The organism is Rivularia sp. PCC 7116, from assembly GCF_000316665.1.
Classification (GTDB): Bacteria; Cyanobacteriota; Cyanobacteriia; order Cyanobacteriales; family Nostocaceae; genus Rivularia.
Window position 1 is genome coordinate 4,931,567 of sequence record NC_019678.1, and the last position, 17,136, is coordinate 4,948,702.

Genomic DNA, 17,136 nt, shown 5'->3' on the forward strand with positions numbered 1-17,136 from the left:
ATTGCAACCAAAAGCAAGCAGGAAATATAAGTTGTGCGTTTGATTTCCGCTCTACTGCTATTTGGTCAAATATGGTTGCGTTTGTTGCGGGGAAAAACTTGTTACCGCAATATCTTAGAACATATGGTGAAAGTTGGACCCGGTTCGATTTCTCCCGTGCTATTGGTAAGTTTTTTTGCTGGTATGATTTTTACAATTCAAACTGCAAGAGAATTAGTCCAGTTTGGTGCTGTGAATGCAGTTGGTGGTGCTTTTGCTCTAGCTTTTTGTCGGGAATTAGCGCCAATTTTAACGGCTAGTATAATCGCTGGACAAGTGGGTTCTGCTTTTGCTGCGGAAATTGGTGCGATGATAGTTACCGAACAAGTTGATGCGCTGTATATGTTGAGAACTAATCCTATTGATTATTTAGTTCTTCCTAGAGTTGTTGCTTGTAGCTTGCTGTTACCAATATTAACTATTTTTTCTTTAGTTACCGGAATTATTGGTGGAATATTTGCCGCAGGAGAGTTTTATCAGGTAGTTCCAGAAATATTTCTAGAATCGGTGAGAGAGTTTCTAGAAACATCAGATTTGTTTATTATCTTATTCAAAGGTTTTGTTTTCGGAGTTTTAGTTGCTTTTATCGGCTGTAGCTACGGTTTATCTACTTGTGGAGGTGCAAAGGAAGTTGGGGAATCGTCAACTAAAGCTGTTGTAAGCAGTTGGATCGGTATTTTTATTATGGATTTTTTCCTTTCTTTGCTTTTCTTTGAAACCCCTGCAATTTAAATATTTTATATCTATTGTTAATTAATGTATCGATTACCAGCCATCAAATATTAAATATTGAAACGATATACTCTTAAGGATATAGCAGTACATAAATATGCTTAATTTTGAGAAAAAACGCTTAAATGCAAGTAATGAATAGATTGCGAGACTTAAAGACGAATATTTGTCAATTTTCAATTTATATATATTTTCTTTGTTCCATTTTTTCTTTATCAGCATCTTAATTACTCAATAGCTTTTACCGATTCTAACTTTGACTATAAATAATCTATAACTTAAATTATATTTCTAATTGCATATATAGCACTTAATCATACCTATGAATTAAGTAAGCAACTGCTAATTTTTTAGGGGAATAATTCTATGCGAACGCCCACTCCAAAACAAAGACGACAAGAATTAGTCGAGCAGTACGTTTTCTCGCGCCGTACCATGATGGCGCTGATGGCTTTAGCTTGTACTCCTGGTTTAGAAACTTTAATAAATAACGAAACTAAACCCGAAAAACCTCAAGCACCAGATAATCCCACTATCCCAAGCCTACCTCAGAAGGATTCATCGGCAACTCAACAAGAACGCCAAATGCAGTTGCAAAAGACTCGCGAAGAATATCAACTTGGATTGCGACTGCCCAATTCACCCAGAGTAGAAACTCTACCCGAACGAGAAGCATTTTCTGAAGGATATAACAGCAATCGAGCCACTTTATCAGAAAAAATAGCAGCTAATCAACAAGCATTTCTGGATAATCCCAAACCATTTCAAAGTTTGGATGACTACGCTGCGTTGTTTCCGGTTTTACCGCTACCCGATATTGCTCAAGACTTCCGCAAAGATGATGTTTTTGCACAACAGCGGCTTTCTGGTCCCAATCCAATGGAACTGAGGAATGTTCTCACGCTTGATTACAACCTTCGTGACAAACTTGGGATAACTGATGAGATTTTTAAAGCCGTACTGAATGCGAAAAAAGGCAGAAAGCGTATTAATAAAACTCTTGATAGCGCTATTCAAAAAGGCGGTTTATTTGTCACCGATTATGCCATACTTGATGACCTTCAACCCCAAGAAAATAAATTTCTAGCTGCTCCAATTGCGCTTTATTCAGCAGAAAGAATTCGCGGCGATTTTCAGTTAATTCCCATTGCGATTCAGTTGGGACAGGTGCCGGGTGAAAGTTTGCTTTGTACCCCTTTAGATGGCGTAGACTGGACTTTAGCCAAGCTAATTGCCCAGATGGCTGATTTTTATGTTAATCAGCTTTACCGTCACTTGGGGCAGACTCATCTGGTAATGGAACCAATTGCATTAGCTACAGTACGTCAGCTCGCTGCTCGCCATCCGGTGAACGTACTCTTAAAACCTCATTTTGAGTTCACAATGGCAATCAATAGCCTTGCCGATGAGTTACTAATTAATCCTGGGGGAGCGGTGGATATTATCTTACCAGGTTCTTTAGAAAGCTCGCTGCAACTTGCCGAAAGAGGTGTATCTGACTATTTCAACAACTTCAGCGACTTTGCACTTCCTACCTATTTACGTCAGCGCGGTGTTGATAATCCTTATACATTAAGAGATTTTCCCTATAGAGATGATGGGTTACTCGTCTGGAATACCTTGGAAAACTACGTAAGTAGATATATTGGGATTTATTACAAATCCAACCGAGATATCCGCGAAGATTTCGAGTTACAAAATTGGTTGCAAACTTTACGAAAACCCGTTAATGAAGGTGGATTTGGTATAGTTTCTCTACCAGCTAGACTGACAAATCGCGACCAATTGATAGATATTTTGACACAAATGATTTTCACCGCTGGTCCGCAACATTCAGCCATCGCTTGGATTCAATATCAATATATGGCTTTTATTCCTAATATGCCTGGAGCGCTTTATCAGCCTATCCCCACAGCTAAAGGTCAATTCGCCGACGAAAATAGCCTTACGAGTTTCCTACCGGTCATACAACCAACTCTTGTTCAAGTTCAATTTATATCATTAGTAGGTACCAAACGCGATCCCAAGGCATTTACTGATTTTGGTACGAATAGTTTTCAAGATCCAAGAACCATTAGAGTTCTCAGAGGTTTACAAAATCGCTTAGAAATAGTAGAGAGACGGATTAAACGACGAAATCAACGTCGTAAGGAATGCTATCCAGGTTTTCTTCCTTCTCGAATGTCCAACAGTGTTAGTGGATAGGAATCGTTAAACATTAATAAAATAATAACTTGCACGATTTTTACAACAGCCTTGAAACTAATTTCAAGGCTTTGTCTTTTGTATTGCTAGATATAAAATATACCAATGAAGCTTCAATTTATCGATATCAATACCTCCAGACTTGTAAATTAAGATATCAATTCTTTTTGCTTCCTATAAATTACCTTTTTCAACAGTATTAGAAGCACGCACCACCGAAATTAATTTTTATCGTCAAGAAAGGTGGGAAAAGGGTGAGATAGGGAGAAGAATTATTAGTTACTACCCACTCCTACCTGTTTCCCATACCCCATTACCAATTATCAATTACCAATTACCCTTCTTTAATACCAATAAATCTCGGTTGCGCTTTAATTCTTTCGAGCCAAGCCCCGATAGCTTTAAATCTACTTAAATCAAATCCTCCTTCATCCGCAACATGGGTATAAGCAAATAAAGCAATATCAGCAACCGTATAGCGCTCTCCAACAAAGAAGTTTTTTCCGGTTAAATGATTTTCCATTACTTCAAGTGCTGCATAACCGCGTTGATGTTTTTCTTTTAATGCTTGTTTATATTCTTCTGCTTTACCTAAAATAGAAATCCAGTATCTAGATGTAGCTATAAATGGCTCATGACTATACTGTTCAAAGAATAACCATTGCAATACTTGTGCTTTTAAATAATGGTCGTAGGGGAGAAATTCTGTCCCCTCACTCAGATACATTAATATTGCATTTGATTCTGCTAGGTACTTACCTTCTCCAATTTCTAAAACTGGTATTTTACCGTTAAGATTTTTGTTTAAAAATTCCGAAGTCCTACTTTCTCCTTTCAATATATTGATTTCAATTCTTTCAAATGGCATACCAATTTGTTTCAATAACAAACGTATTTTATAGCCATTCCCTGAAGGTAAAAAATCATACAAACGCAGCGTTTCCATACTAAAAATATCGATTTAAGAAATGATTCTTCAATTTAAATTTAAATTACAATAAATTGTCCAAAAAACAGTAAATTAATTATAAATTTTTCATAATACACACATTTCTTTAAAACTATATTTTAAGTTTTTTAAATTGATACAATGATTTTGTTGCTACTCATATACGGATAATAATAAAAACATTAATACCAATCTTTATGAATCATATTTAACGCTATTTGTTGAAGAATACTTATGCTTTTTCAGCTATACATTAGCTATATATAGGTTAAAGGTTCTATTTATTATGAACGTGAATTCTTTTATCTATGTAATGGTTATCTACTTTGCTACAAAAAATCATTTATCATAGGTGTTTAAATAGACCTGTAAAATCAATAGCTCGTAATCATATGTGCGGAAGATTTACTTTGATAGCAGAACCGGACAGGTTAAAAGAAATGTTTGAAGTTTCGGATATTAGCAACTGTCAGTTAGAGCCACGGTATAACATAGCACCGACTCAGACTGTCGCAACGGTTTTATACGATTCCGAAAGCAAAAAACGCCAATGTCAATTGCTCCGTTGGGGATTGATTCCTTCATGGTCGAAAGATTCTAAAATCGGATCGAGAATGATTAATGCTAGGGCAGAAACATTAGCAGAAAAACCTTCTTTCCGTTCTGCTTTTAAACGCAGACGGTGCTTGGTACTTGCGGATGGCTTTTACGAATGGAAAAAGCTCGCAGATAAAAAGCAGCCGTACTATTTTCAGTTACAAGATAAACAGCCTTTCGCCTTCGCGGGCTTATGGGAAGAATGGCAATCTCCCGAAAACGAAAAGATAAATTCTTGCACAATAATTACTACTGATGCTAACGAGTTACTACAACCAATTCATAATAGAATGCCAGTAATTCTCCAGCAGCCAGATTATGAACAGTGGTTAGACCCGCATCTACAGAAAACTGAATTATTACAACAACTATTGCACCCTTATCTATCTGAAAAAATGACATCTTACGCAGTAAGCATAAGAGTTAATAATCCAAATCATAACAGTCTTGAGTGCATTAAGCCAGAAAGAGAGAAAAATTAACAGAAAATGCCAAAAATTTTGGTTAAATTAGCTATTAATAGCAACCAATAACCAGCAACCAGTTACCACTATAATTATTGTCAGATATGCCAAGAACTCAGAAGAACGATAATTTTATCGATAAGTCCTTTACGGTAATGGCAGACCTCATACTCAAGCTTCTGCCAGCTAATAAAAAAGCCAAAGAAGCGTTTGTTTATTATCGAGACGGGATGTCAGCCCAAGCAGACGGTGAATATGCCGAAGCTTTGGAAAACTATGAGGAAGCTTTGGAACTTGAAGAAGATGTTAACGATAAAAGCTATATCCTCTATAACATGGGCTTAATTTATGCCAGTAATGGCGACCATGACAAAGCTTTGGAACTCTATCATCAAGCATTAGAATTCAATCCCCGTTTGCCCCAAGCTTTGAATAATATTGCCGTTATTTATCACTTCAAAGGTGAAAAAGCCAAAGAAGCTGGGGATCAAGATGGAGGAGAAGCCCTGTTTGATAGAGCTGCTGATTATTGGATTCGAGCTATCCGCATGGCTCCAAACAACTATATTGAAGCTCAAAACTGGCTCAAAACCACAGGGCGATCGCAAATTGACGTATATTTTTAGTTGTTAGTTGTTAGTTGTTAGTGGTTAGTTATTAGTTCTTAATACGCTATGGCAACTAATTGCAAAAATTAATTAGTGTAAAATGTAAAAACGGGCAGGATGCCGGTACCACAAGATGTTTAGCTTTTTGCGGTATGGACATTTGGCTCGTTTATTTTATTTTTCTTAAATTGGATTACGATTAACTATTGACAACTTATTTGTTAATTTATAACTAAAAAACATGATTGACCGCGAACAAGTACGTAAAGTTGCTCATCTTGCGCGTTTAGAATTGACAGCGGAAGAAGAAGAAAAATTCACTACTCAATTAGGCGATATTTTAGATTATTTCGATCAATTGAGCGAATTAGACGTTACGGATGTACCACCTACAACTAGAGCTATAGATGTCAGCAATGTGACACGCGAAGACAACCTACAGCCTTATGCTAATAGAGAAGAAATTCTCCAAAGCGCCCCCGAGCAAGAAGGTGAATATTTCAAAGTGCCGAAAATTATGAGCGGGGAATAGGTAATAGCGTATTGGACATGGGGAATTGGTAATTGGTAATTGGTAAGAACGTTAATAGAATTCCTACACAATTTCTAAGTACCTATGCCCTATGCCCCATGCCCCATGCCCCATGCCCTATCTCCTATTCCCATCGAAAGATAGTGTTATGTAACGAAATATTGCGATTAAATATAATTATTGGGTTATGTAATTCGGAATTTCAGCAATTATGACAACTTCAAATAGTGAATTCAAAGTTAAGAAATCTGAGGAAGAGTGGAAGCAAGAACTGACTCCGGAGCAGTTCCAAGTATTACGTAAACACGGTACCGAACGTGCTGGCACGAGTCCCTTAGATAAAAATTATGACAAAGGGACTTATGTATGTGCTGCTTGCGGTCAACCTCTTTTTACCTCGGAAACTAAGTTTAATAGCGGTACTGGCTGGCCAAGTTTTTATGCACCTATGGATGATGCAATTGAAACATCGGTTGATAAAAAGTTATTTATGACTAGAACCGAAGTTCATTGCAGTAACTGCGGCGGACATTTAGGTCATGTATTTGGTGATGGACCTAAGCCTACCGGACAGCGCTACTGTATGAATGGCGTTTCCCTTGAGTTTAAGCCGGAAGAAGGTTAATTCTTCTAATTTCGGTTTGGTTTCAATCCAAAATTTTAGTTAATCTCATTAAATAATGTAGAGACGTAAAATTTTACGTCTCTATAAATTTATGAAGGTTTTGAGATAAACTCGCTATATTCCGTATATTCTATGCAATTTATTTTTCTTAACCAACAGCTACAGGTGAAGAAACATCAGCAGCTTTGTAGGTTGGGTTAAGCGAAGCGCAACCCAACATCCGTGTTGGGTTACTCTACTAGAAAGCTGAGCCGCACGCTCCGCGTGAACGCTTACATTTCATTCAACCCAACCTACGAAAAGCTTTATCAAACCAGTCAAAACTAATGGGACAAATCACTAGTAGTCCACCAAGGTAACTATGGGGGGTTAATCACGAGAAAAAATTATTCTCTACCCCCTCTTCCCCCTCTTCCCCCTCCCTATCTTTAACCGGCAAAGTTGGTTTGCTCGAGTACTACTCCTTCCCGGTAAAAGATTTCCTATAAAAAACCGCAGAGAAAAGAGTTAAAAATAGATAGGCAATCTTAGGGCGGGATAGGAGTAGTCTATGCAAGTTATTTTTCTTAACGAACAGCTACGGGTGAAGAAACATCACCAGTCTCAGATGTGCGATCGCCATTCAGGCGCGGCTCATCGCCTATAGGATTAATGTCTCCTACAAAGTTTAATAAATCGCTCATGGTAAAGGTTCCAGGATTTTGAGCGGGTAGGGTTGGTCGCCAATCTGGATTACAAGCAAGGAAAGAACTGCTATCGGCTTTGAGAAGTCCGACAAATACTTCAGCTAAAATACGACTTCCTACTTGTCCCAAACGATTTCCTTGTTGCTGGACTTGGGCTTCTTTGAGGATGTAGTACCACAGTGGAGATTCTATATGAAAATTGTGTTTTTCAGCGACTAATCCGTCTATCCCAGAACAGATTTCTGCTTTATTTAGAGGCTTAAATCTCATAAAGCGAGCTACACTTTGTCCGGAAGGTAAACCGAGACTGCGACCTCTAAGTAAGTTTCTCACAGCCAGAGAGCGAGGTTCTGGAATATTAGGTATCATTTTCAGAGGTTCAACCAGGAATGGATCGAGTTTGCGGCTAAAGTTAACTGGAACGTTGAAATCTATCTCGAAGAACCTTCTCCAGTCGATAATCCAGTCGCTAGGAATGGGAACGGAATTTCCTGATTCAGCGGTGAACTGAAATAATAGCTGTAAAGTTGCCGGAGTGACTCCACCAGGACGAGGAGTAAACACGCGGTTAAAGTCATAGTCAGCACGTATCATACTATGACCGAGACGGTAAGCTGCGACAGAAAACTCTACAGGAATAAATGGTTCTTCTCTAAATCTAAAGTACTTTCTACCCTTGTGTAATGCAATCTCTAGCTGCGATACATCAATAATTCTAGTTAGAAAATCATTTAAGACAATCCATTGATAATGCCAGATAACTAACTCTCTAGCCTGCTCAAAAACAGATTTATCGGTGGAACTTATAGGCTGAATACTACCATCTTTAATTCCCTTAACTACTTTGTTATGGAACTTGAGAAAAGCTAAGTGTGTCTGAGCAACAATCAAGTTTTCATCGTTGCGGGGGTCGCCAATAATAGCGAGTTTACTGGAAGCGCGAGGAAGGTCATTAGGTAATTCCGTGGGAATAGAACTATCACCGCCTCCTGGTTGACTGTTTGTCTTACCGATCAAAAATAAATCGTTCTCACGAACTTGATATAAATATCTTTGAGTTTTGGGACCACCACCATAAACGCTATCTAAATCTAATCTTGGAGTCCGAAAATTTCTGACTGCCAAGGGATCGACTAAAACTTCCTGTAAAGCAGTAGTATCAAAAGTAATATCATGGTCGATAAACTGACCCAAATAGGTATAACCTGCGGGTACATTCTTGTTATCGCCCTCGATTGAATTGGAATCTACATCATTCATTGCTTCACCCAACTCAGTCAAGCTGCCTATTGAGGGTGTAAAAGCACGCAATCTCGGAAACATCCTTCCGAATTTACCAGTTGGCGCAAATTCACCATTAGGTTGATTCTCACCAGTACGATAACTAAATCCATGAAGTCTAGACATATCAATAACCTTTTTCGGTTTAATTTGTAATATTTAACAACTATTCAAACAACGCGAATTTCGCGCATATTTAGAGTATGTTACAAAATACTTCATGATGCAGTACCCGTAAGGGTGAACTTTGATATGTATCAATTTGAGTTGATTGTTTCCCCGACACATTCTCTATCCGCTAGGTTTTGGGCTTCTCCCACTCCAACTAAACGACCATCTTCCATATTTACAATCCGGTCTGCAATGTCGAGGATACGGTTATCGTGAGTAACTAAAAGGATAGTGCAAGCTTGCTGCTTAGCTAGTTTTTGCATGAGGTTAACTACATTCCTACCCGATTTACTATCTAAAGCAGCAGTGGGTTCGTCGGCTAAGATAATTTTGGGATGAGGAGCCAAGGCACGCGCTATAGCGACTCGCTGCTTTTGTCCTCCTGACAAATCATCTGGATAATAATTCAACCGCGATTCTAAACCTACAGCCTCTAACATTTCTTGGGAGCGAGTTTGCATTTGCGAACGGGAAAGGTTTTTATGTACTTCCAAACCCATTTTGACGTTTTGTATCGCTGTTAAACTGCCATGTAAATTATGTGCTTGAAAAATATAACCGTTACTTCGTCGCACATTAGTTAATCTTCTGGGACTAGCATTAAGTAATTCCCGTCCTAATACCTGCAAGCTACCTGATGTCGCACTACGTAATCCACCAATTAAAGTTAGCAGTGTTGTTTTACCAGAACCAGATGGCCCAGTCATGATAATAATTTCACCTGCGTTAATTTCTAAATTGATATCAAATAATACTTGCTTTCGTAATTGAGAACGACCAAAAAAGTGATTGAGATTTTTTATAGATACAACAGGTTCCATAATATTTAAAATAAAATAGCTGAGTTTAATTGAAAATAATTAACCTTTAAAACATGTCAGCAGGGTCGGCTGATTGCAATTTAAGAGTGGCAATAACACCAGATATCATACACATGACAAAAGTTAATGTTAGGACTAACAATGCTCTGGATACAGTCATGTAAACGGGAAGCATAGTAGCCTTTCGTGTATTTTGATATAGCCACATAGGTAGTGCCATTCCCGGTATAAATCCTAGTAAAGCTAAAATTATTGCTTCTTCAATCACAATGGTAAGCAAATAGCGATTGTGATATCCCATTGCTTTGAATGTGGCGTATTCTTTAATATGAGCATTAACATCTGTGGAGAGAACTTGATAAACTATAATTACACCAACTAAAAAGCCCATTGCCGTTCCCAATCCAAAGATAAAACCGATGGGAGATTGAGTTGCCCAAAATTCATTTTCAAATTGAATAAATTCTTCATGAGTTAGAACTTTGACATCATCAAATTCTCGAAGATGATATTTGATTTCTTTTGCAACTTGAGCCGATTCGTATCCAGGTTTAACTTTAATTAAAGCAAGATTGAGAGCGCTTGCCTTTTGCTTCGGAAATAGCCGTAAAAAATTATCATCGCTAGTAATTAAGTTTCCATCTGCCCCAAAAGAACTTCCTAAATCGAATAATCCAGCAATTTTGATAGTACGTTTTTCGATTTCGGTTGTAACTACTTGATTTTGTTCTACTTGAGCAATTGCTTGTTGGTATTCTCCTCTAGTTCCACGGTCAAATAAAAATGTATCTGGTAATTTGGTTAACTGGAGTTGTTGATTAACCGCAGGTAAGTTTAAAGAAGGTTTTTGAGGATTAATTCCTATAACTTGAATCGATTTTTCTTCGCGGGTTTGGGGATTTTTCCAAAGGATAACATTAACATACATCCCTTGTGTAGAGCTTACACCTTCTATATCTTTAGCCTGATACATTCGTCTACGTGAAAATGTAGACATTCTCTGCATATTTTGAGCTTTAGGGCTAATTAATACAATATCGGTATTCAAAGAGCGATTCAGGCGAGTGTTGCTATTGTATAGCGCTGATTGAAAACCTAGCTGCATAAACATTAAAACATCAGCAAAGGCAATCCCCGATACTGCAATTAGTAACCGACCTTTTTCACGACTTAGTTGCAGCCATCCTAAAGGCGTTCGTCGCCCTAGCTGTTGAATGAATCCAATCATAGTTCTATTTCCGCTTCAATTTGCAAATTGGTATATTTGGATGCTATTTCACTGGAAGCCTTATGAAGTTTTACGTACACTTCAACTACTTTGGCATCAATATTTTCGCTAGGATCTGTATTGACTACATCTTGCCGACGAACCTTTGAACTAATCCGAGCTACCTCGCCATATAGTTCATTTGGTAAAGAATTACTGGTAACTTTCGCCTTTTGTCCCAAGCTTACTTTGCTAATATCGGTTTGATAAACTTCTGCAACTGCATACATCTGACTGGTTTGCCCAATCTCTACAATGCCATTATTAGAAACTACTTCTCCTGGGCGCGTGTATATTTCCAATACCTCACCATCTTGAGGCGATCGCACGTAAGCTTGTTTAAGTTTTTCTTTCGCTTGATTAACTGTAGCCATGCCATCTCTAACTTCTGCTTGTGCTGCTTGCACGTCTACAGGACGTATTTCGGATATTTTGTCTAAGGTGGCTTTGGCTTCGCTAATTTGATTTCTCCCCGTTGCTTGAGTTCGATATAAAACTGTTTGTGCTTCGCTGATTTCTTTTTTCCCTGTTGCGTTAATGCGACGTAAAACAGCTTTGCCCTCGTTTTTTTTCTTCTGAGCGGTTTCCATTGCCAAACGCTTACTATCAAAGTTTGAACGGGAAATGGCACCGTTATTATATAGATGCTGATAGCGCCGATATTCAGCTTCGGCATTTCTTACTTCTGCTTCAATGCTTTCGATTGTTGCTTGTTGGGCAGCTTTATCACCTTCTAGTTGGGCTTTAAGTCGAGTCACAACATCTTTTTGCGCGGCTATATCACCCTCTAACTGCGCTTGCAGGCGGGCAATTACTGCTTTTTGGGCTGAAATTTCGCCGCTTTTGGCTCCTGTCTTGACTTTGGCTAAATTAGCACCAGCAATTCTTACTTGTTCTTCTGCTTTGACAATATCTGCTTGCAGTCTACTTTGACTATCGAGAATAGCTATTATTTGTCCTGCTTTAATTTTGTCTCCTTCTTTAACCAATAATTTTTGAAGTCGATTTTCTTGACTAGATGTTGGTGCTGAGATTTTGACTATGTCTCCCTTTGGCTCAAGTCTGCCTAAAGCTGTTACGGTTTTAATTTGAGGTATCACAACTTCGGGTTTCGCAACCGTATTTGATTGTTGGTTTTCAGACTTCTTAGTAGCGAAAGTTCTTATCCCACCTAAAATAAGTATTGCAGCAGTTGTCAGCATAATACCTTGTCGAAAACTTGGTTTCCAAGATATTGAATTATTAGTAGTGGCTGTATCTGATTTCATAATGTACTTGATTCAATACCCCTTAAACGTCATGTAAATATCTATCTCGTCTACATTCTTTTAATAGGGAGGAAATTAGGATAATATTCTCTCTTAATAGCTATAACGAACTATTTATTATCCAAACTATTCCCTACTATTCCCTATTTCACCGATAATTTTCGTTGCTCCAGCCTTTGTTGCGTCTGGGAGTGAGTAGAAAATTAAGCAGAGTTAATGTAGCTAGAGAAATAGCAGCAGTTACCCAAAACACTCCTTCCATACCCCATAAGCCGAAGGAGATGCCAGCGATTAACGGACCGAGTGCTTGCCCGATTGATTGTACGGTAGCATTAACCGCCATAAATCCGGCTCTAGCATTTTCTGCGGCTAGTTCTGCTAATAATGCTTGACTAGAAGGCATTACCAAACCTTGGGCTGCACCAAATAAAGCACTGGGCACGATTAACAACCAAGCATTGTTTATTGCAGGAGTAATCAACACAGCAACAGCAACAATAATGAAAGCGATTTTAATCAAATTTATTTCCGATGTTCTTCGGGCTAATCTTCCTAACTGCGAAGCAACTATCGCTAAAGATATTGACATAGTGGTTAAAATTAAGCCATTAAGCAATCCAGAAGTCCCAAATTTAACTCCTGCGAGGATAGGGACGTAAGTCATAAAGGCTCCAGATTGAATTGCAAATATCGAACCTATTGCCAAAAGTAGTCCCAGCACGGAAGTATTGTTAACGCTGCGCCAGGTATTTCCTAAATAATTCTTGAGATTGCTGGGTTGGCTAATACTGGTTTTTGTGGGAAGTTTAAGTACCATTAAAACTAACATCACCAAAGGAAAGGCGATAACTGCGAGCAAAAATGGGTATCGCCAGCTAAAACCTGCTAATGCCCCACCAATCAACGGATAAATAGCCGTACTAATGCCTACTATACTGACATTCACAGACATTGCCGTGGTTAAAGCTTTGCCTCGATACATCATGCTAATCATGGTCAAAGCTATAACATTTAAGCTAGTAACACCCAAACCTTGAAGAAATCGCCACCCCAGGAGAGTTTGAAAATCCTGGGCAAAGGAAATACAACCTCCAGCAATTGCAAATAGTAATAAAGACGGTACTAAAACTTTTCTTATTCCTACGCGATCGGCTAGTACACCTAAAATAGGGGTAGCAATGCTCATGGGTAGAAAAAACACGGTCATTACTAATTGAATTTCGTTGAGAGAGACATCAAAAACTTTAGCTAAATCTGGCAGTATAGGTGCAATCGTGGGAGCGCCCATAATCGAAATTAAGGTAACACCAATGATGATATAAAGATTGCGGTCTCGAAGAGGATTTTTGGTAGTTGTCAAATCGGGCTGCATAGTTGGTTGCATAGTTAATTAATGGATGTGTAGTGTTACCTGAGATTGAAGAGAACTTGGGGCAGAAAAATTGACAGATTGTTGGTATTAATGCTCTTTTTCTTACCCCTGCTCTTAGTATTTCTGTGTACTTTAGCGAAGTGTTGATAGTCCCAAAATGCTTGAGGATGAAAACAAAAGAACAATTAATTAGGACTGTTGGTTGTTATGGTAATCAAAAATATTACCCGAAATGACTTCTGTATTTAAGTTAGGAAAATCCCTTACCGAGGCATGTTTATTCGGGTCTCCCGTAACCATACGTATCAAATGATTCGTGCCCTGCTTGAAATAATAAGTCGATACAGCTTTTCCAGGTCTTTTAAACTTCCAGGCATCTGTTTTGATTCCTAATATTGTATGGCTGCCTGCATAAGTCGCATTATGGCGAATCAATATATCTTGCGTTAGCAACAATTCATGGCAGGAATCGACATCATCTTCTAAGTTAACTGCTTTGTAAGCTGTTTGCTCGTTTTCTTTTCTGGCGTAAGCTACTTTACTCATGCGTGTTTCTCCCTTACCTGGGGTAAATATCTGAGACATCCACAATCTATGTCCAGTTTCCTTTTCACTCCAAGGATTAAATAAACCATCTATACGACCAAGATTGTTACTGTAGTCAAACCAGCAATATCCCGAAGTTATTTGGTCTTCATCCAACATTGGCTGCCAATAGGAAACATAGCTAGTACTCCATTGTTTTGGAAGTAGAGGTGGTGTTTGGGGTTCTGTTTTCACCGAGGTTCGTTCGAGTGCTTGGCTCAAATTTTTACCAAGGGCTGCTGGTAAAGAAGGTAAGGTTGCGCGACGTGCATCAAAACTTGCCGTAAGTTCGGTTTTACTAAGGTTTATATAGCTATCGATATTCTCAAACCATAGGCGGCTGGCATCGGCATGATTGCGGAATAAATTCATCAATGGCATGACTTTTTGGTCAAATGATTCTAAAGCAGATGAAACATCGCTATGTTCATGCAAGGCTTTGACTAACATCTGTGCCCCTACAACTGCCATAGTTGTTCCTTGCCCGATAGAAAAATGCCCCGATTGAAGCGCATCACCTAACAATACCAAGTTTTGGTCGTAGGATTTACTATGACTCATAGTCATGAAATTCCGCCATTTCAAGCCATTTTGTCCTTGTAAAGCATGACCATCCAATTCATCTTTAAATACCGTACCGATAAAAGCAGCAGCATCTGCATCTGAAAGCTTATCAAGTCCAGCATTTAAATAAGTTTCTTCGCTGCACTCTACCACAAAGGTGCTCATATCGTTGGAATACTTATATGCGTGGGCGATGAAAACACCTTTAGGATCGACTTTGAAGATCAAGTTTAAAAAATCGAAGGTTTTGCTGGTGCCATACCAGATATATTTATTTTTGCCATACTGTATTTCCGGTTTCAGTGCTTCTCTGAAATAATTAGATTTATGGCTAATTCCATTTGATAGCACCACTAAATCATATTTATCTCTATTCAGATCGGACTCAGACATTGCAGGAGATGAATAGTCAATAGCAATACCAACTTGCTTGCAGTGTTCTTGTAAAGAACGCACTAAAGCCTGACGCTCAACAGCACACAGCGTTAGCCCCGTACTCATCATATTGCTCTGGTTACGATGAACTAACTTAAACTCTTCTAAGTATTGGGCACTGAGTTGGTCAAAATCATTTAAATACGATAAGGGATTAGCTGGGTGATGAGGTGCGCGACCGGGTAATACCACACCCCATCCTACCACTTCCTGGGGTTTGTTTTTTTCAATTATCTTGATATCCCAGTTTGGTTTGAGTTTTTTCATCTGATAAGCAAAAATTAATCCTGCGGGGCCTGCTCCTACAATTAAGATTTTCATTTGTTGACTCTCCTGAATTTGTTTAATTTGTAATAAAGCTGTTGTTTTTTTGGGCTTTTAGCACAATTTGCGATTAGTACCTACGCGAACTATGCTGGGTTCTTCAGAGCGCATATTTTGGCTCAACATAACGACTAATTCATTCGACCTAATTTGTACCAAACATTTTGCTGGCTTTGCAGATTCTGTAAATGGCTGTAAGGCATTGAGGTAAAGTAGAGTTTTTCAGCCATATCGGGGGGGTAAACTGTAGGAAATTTCTTGTGCATAAAATTTGTGTATTTAATACGCATGGGCAATATAGGGCTGGAAGAACTTAATACCTGATAATTAGCACGTGCCATATCTTGCATAGCGTCAGCTTCTATTTTTCTCAACTGGGTAAATTCAGGTAGGGTTTTTTCAAAATCGTCATGATTTTTTTCTAATAGCTGAGAAAATATTTGGGCATCTTCAAGTGCCATATTCATTCCCTGTCCCAAAAATGGCGCGGTTGCATGGGCAGAGTCGCCGAGTAGTAATGCATTTTTTTTGTAATGGAACGTACTCGATCTAGCATTAATTAAATCGTTACTGGGTTTTTCGAGAAACTGTTTTACCATTTCATTACGGGTATCTGCTGGCATCTCGGGGAGATAGCGCGTAAAAAATTGCAAAACTTCTTCCTTCTTTTGCATGTTCAAACTAATTGCTCCCTTATAAGGCAAGCAGATGCAAAAACTGATGCTACCATCTGGAATGATTGCCGCACGGCCGCCAAACAAGCCTTTTGAATCCATGCCAAAGAAATATAATAATTCCTTGCGAAAGTTTAGCTTCGCGGCATCGGGTATTACTAAAGTTTTGTAACCATGTCTAAAAAATGACTGATGAAATTCAAAGCAACGGATAGCGTTTTGCATAGCCTGACGAACTTTTGAACGAGCACCGTCTGTAGCAATTATTAAGTCGCCAGATATATAATGAAAATCATCGTTTTTATCTTGGGTAGTTATATATTTTTGTTCGAGATTAACATCAATACATTTATGCCCAAAATGATATTTAACACCATTGATTATGCCGTGTTTATTCAGTAACTTCTGAAATGCGGATCTATCTAAAGAAAGCGGCAATAAATTTTCAACTGGAACTAATTTTCTAACTTTAAATTTACCTCCGACAAAAAAAGACATGCCAGATATCGGCTCACCGCACAAATCTAATTCTTCTTTGGGAATACCTGCACCGAGAACTGCTTTAATTCCTCTTGCTGTCATGCTGACACCAATTCCTCGGGAACTCGATCTATCTACATATGAAGAGATATTTTCTTGCGGATCTGAACGTTTTTCTACTACGTGGACGGAATGCCCTCTACGGGCTAAATAAATAGCGGCAAGTCCGCCTGCGAGTCCTCCACCAACAATAATTATTTTACTCATGAATTCCCTCAGTTATTTCAGTTATTAGTTATCAGTTGTTCACCCGTTCGTTAGTAAACTGCCTCTAAAATGCTTTGATGCCTAACTCTTCGTCCCATTAATTTTGATAGATTTAAATTTAGTTTGTAGTTGCGCGGTCTTCGCCCAATCGCAACTACGAAATCCGCAAAATTAATGTGGTTTAGTACTA

At 38.5% G+C, this 17,136-nt stretch carries 14 protein-coding genes; 6 read left to right on the top strand and 8 right to left on the bottom strand.

The window, feature by feature from the left end; all coding sequences use genetic code 11:
* The first annotated feature begins 33 nt into the window (after positions 1-33).
* Positions 34-771, top strand: a complete 738-nt coding sequence (locus RIV7116_RS19150) for an MlaE family lipid ABC transporter permease subunit (protein ID WP_015119960.1) — start codon at positions 34-36, stop codon at positions 769-771.
* A 366-nt stretch (positions 772-1,137) separates the two neighbouring features.
* Positions 1,138-2,976 (top strand): lipoxygenase family protein, encoded by a 1,839-nt coding sequence (locus tag RIV7116_RS19155; protein WP_015119961.1) that lies wholly within the window; start codon positions 1,138-1,140, stop codon positions 2,974-2,976.
* 334 nt (positions 2,977-3,310) lie between these two features.
* Here the strand turns inward: RIV7116_RS19155 and RIV7116_RS19160 are convergent, their stop codons facing one another.
* Entirely contained in the window at positions 3,311-3,922 is a 612-nt protein-coding gene (locus tag RIV7116_RS19160) for a glutathione S-transferase family protein (RefSeq protein WP_015119962.1), read from the bottom strand.
* A gap of 395 nt (positions 3,923-4,317) precedes the next feature.
* Between RIV7116_RS19160 and RIV7116_RS19165 the strand changes: the two genes are divergently transcribed.
* From RIV7116_RS19165 to msrB, 4 genes are all read left to right on the top strand, one after another.
* Positions 4,318-5,004: an SOS response-associated peptidase gene (locus tag RIV7116_RS19165; protein ID WP_015119963.1), complete on the top strand. Its 687-nt coding sequence runs from the start codon at positions 4,318-4,320 to the stop codon at positions 5,002-5,004.
* Positions 5,005-5,090: 86 nt separating this feature from the next.
* On the top strand, positions 5,091-5,612 hold the full coding sequence (locus tag RIV7116_RS19170; RefSeq protein WP_015119964.1) for a photosystem I assembly protein Ycf3: 522 nt from the start codon (positions 5,091-5,093) through the stop codon (positions 5,610-5,612).
* A gap of 223 nt (positions 5,613-5,835) precedes the next feature.
* Entirely contained in the window at positions 5,836-6,126 is a 291-nt protein-coding gene (gatC, locus tag RIV7116_RS19175; RefSeq protein ID WP_015119965.1) for an Asp-tRNA(Asn)/Glu-tRNA(Gln) amidotransferase subunit GatC, read from the top strand.
* A 211-nt stretch (positions 6,127-6,337) separates the two neighbouring features.
* Positions 6,338-6,751, top strand: a complete 414-nt coding sequence (msrB, locus tag RIV7116_RS19180) for a peptide-methionine (R)-S-oxide reductase MsrB (RefSeq protein WP_015119966.1) — start codon at positions 6,338-6,340, stop codon at positions 6,749-6,751.
* 566 nt (positions 6,752-7,317) lie between these two features.
* On the opposite strand, the gene RIV7116_RS19185 is transcribed toward msrB, so the two are convergent.
* The 7 genes from RIV7116_RS19185 to RIV7116_RS19220 all read right to left on the bottom strand — a co-directional run bounded on the left by RIV7116_RS19185 (position 7,318) and on the right by RIV7116_RS19220 (position 16,946).
* Complete coding sequence (locus RIV7116_RS19185; RefSeq protein WP_015119967.1) at positions 7,318-8,844, bottom strand: heme peroxidase family protein; 1,527 nt, start codon at positions 8,842-8,844, stop codon at positions 7,318-7,320.
* A 131-nt stretch (positions 8,845-8,975) separates the two neighbouring features.
* Positions 8,976-9,710, bottom strand: coding sequence for a DevA family ABC transporter ATP-binding protein (locus RIV7116_RS19190; RefSeq protein WP_015119968.1), 735 nt, complete (start codon positions 9,708-9,710; stop codon positions 8,976-8,978).
* Positions 9,711-9,756: 46 nt separating this feature from the next.
* Entirely contained in the window at positions 9,757-10,938 is a 1,182-nt protein-coding gene (gene devC / locus RIV7116_RS19195; RefSeq protein WP_015119969.1) for an ABC transporter permease DevC, read from the bottom strand.
* Positions 10,935-12,245: an ABC exporter membrane fusion protein gene (locus RIV7116_RS19200; protein WP_015119970.1), complete on the bottom strand. Its 1,311-nt coding sequence runs from the start codon at positions 12,243-12,245 to the stop codon at positions 10,935-10,937. Before RIV7116_RS19200 ends, devC begins: the two co-directional genes overlap by 4 nt.
* A gap of 148 nt (positions 12,246-12,393) precedes the next feature.
* Complete coding sequence (locus RIV7116_RS19205; protein WP_015119971.1) at positions 12,394-13,629, bottom strand: MFS transporter; 1,236 nt, start codon at positions 13,627-13,629, stop codon at positions 12,394-12,396.
* A 177-nt stretch (positions 13,630-13,806) separates the two neighbouring features.
* The gene (gene vioE, locus RIV7116_RS37050) at positions 13,807-15,522 is read right to left on the bottom strand and encodes a violacein biosynthesis enzyme VioE (protein WP_015119972.1); all 1,716 of its coding nucleotides are present in this window, start codon (positions 15,520-15,522) and stop codon (positions 13,807-13,809) included.
* A 134-nt stretch (positions 15,523-15,656) separates the two neighbouring features.
* The gene (locus tag RIV7116_RS19220; protein ID WP_015119973.1) at positions 15,657-16,946 is read right to left on the bottom strand and encodes an NAD(P)/FAD-dependent oxidoreductase; all 1,290 of its coding nucleotides are present in this window, start codon (positions 16,944-16,946) and stop codon (positions 15,657-15,659) included.
* Positions 16,947-17,136 lie beyond the last annotated feature (190 nt).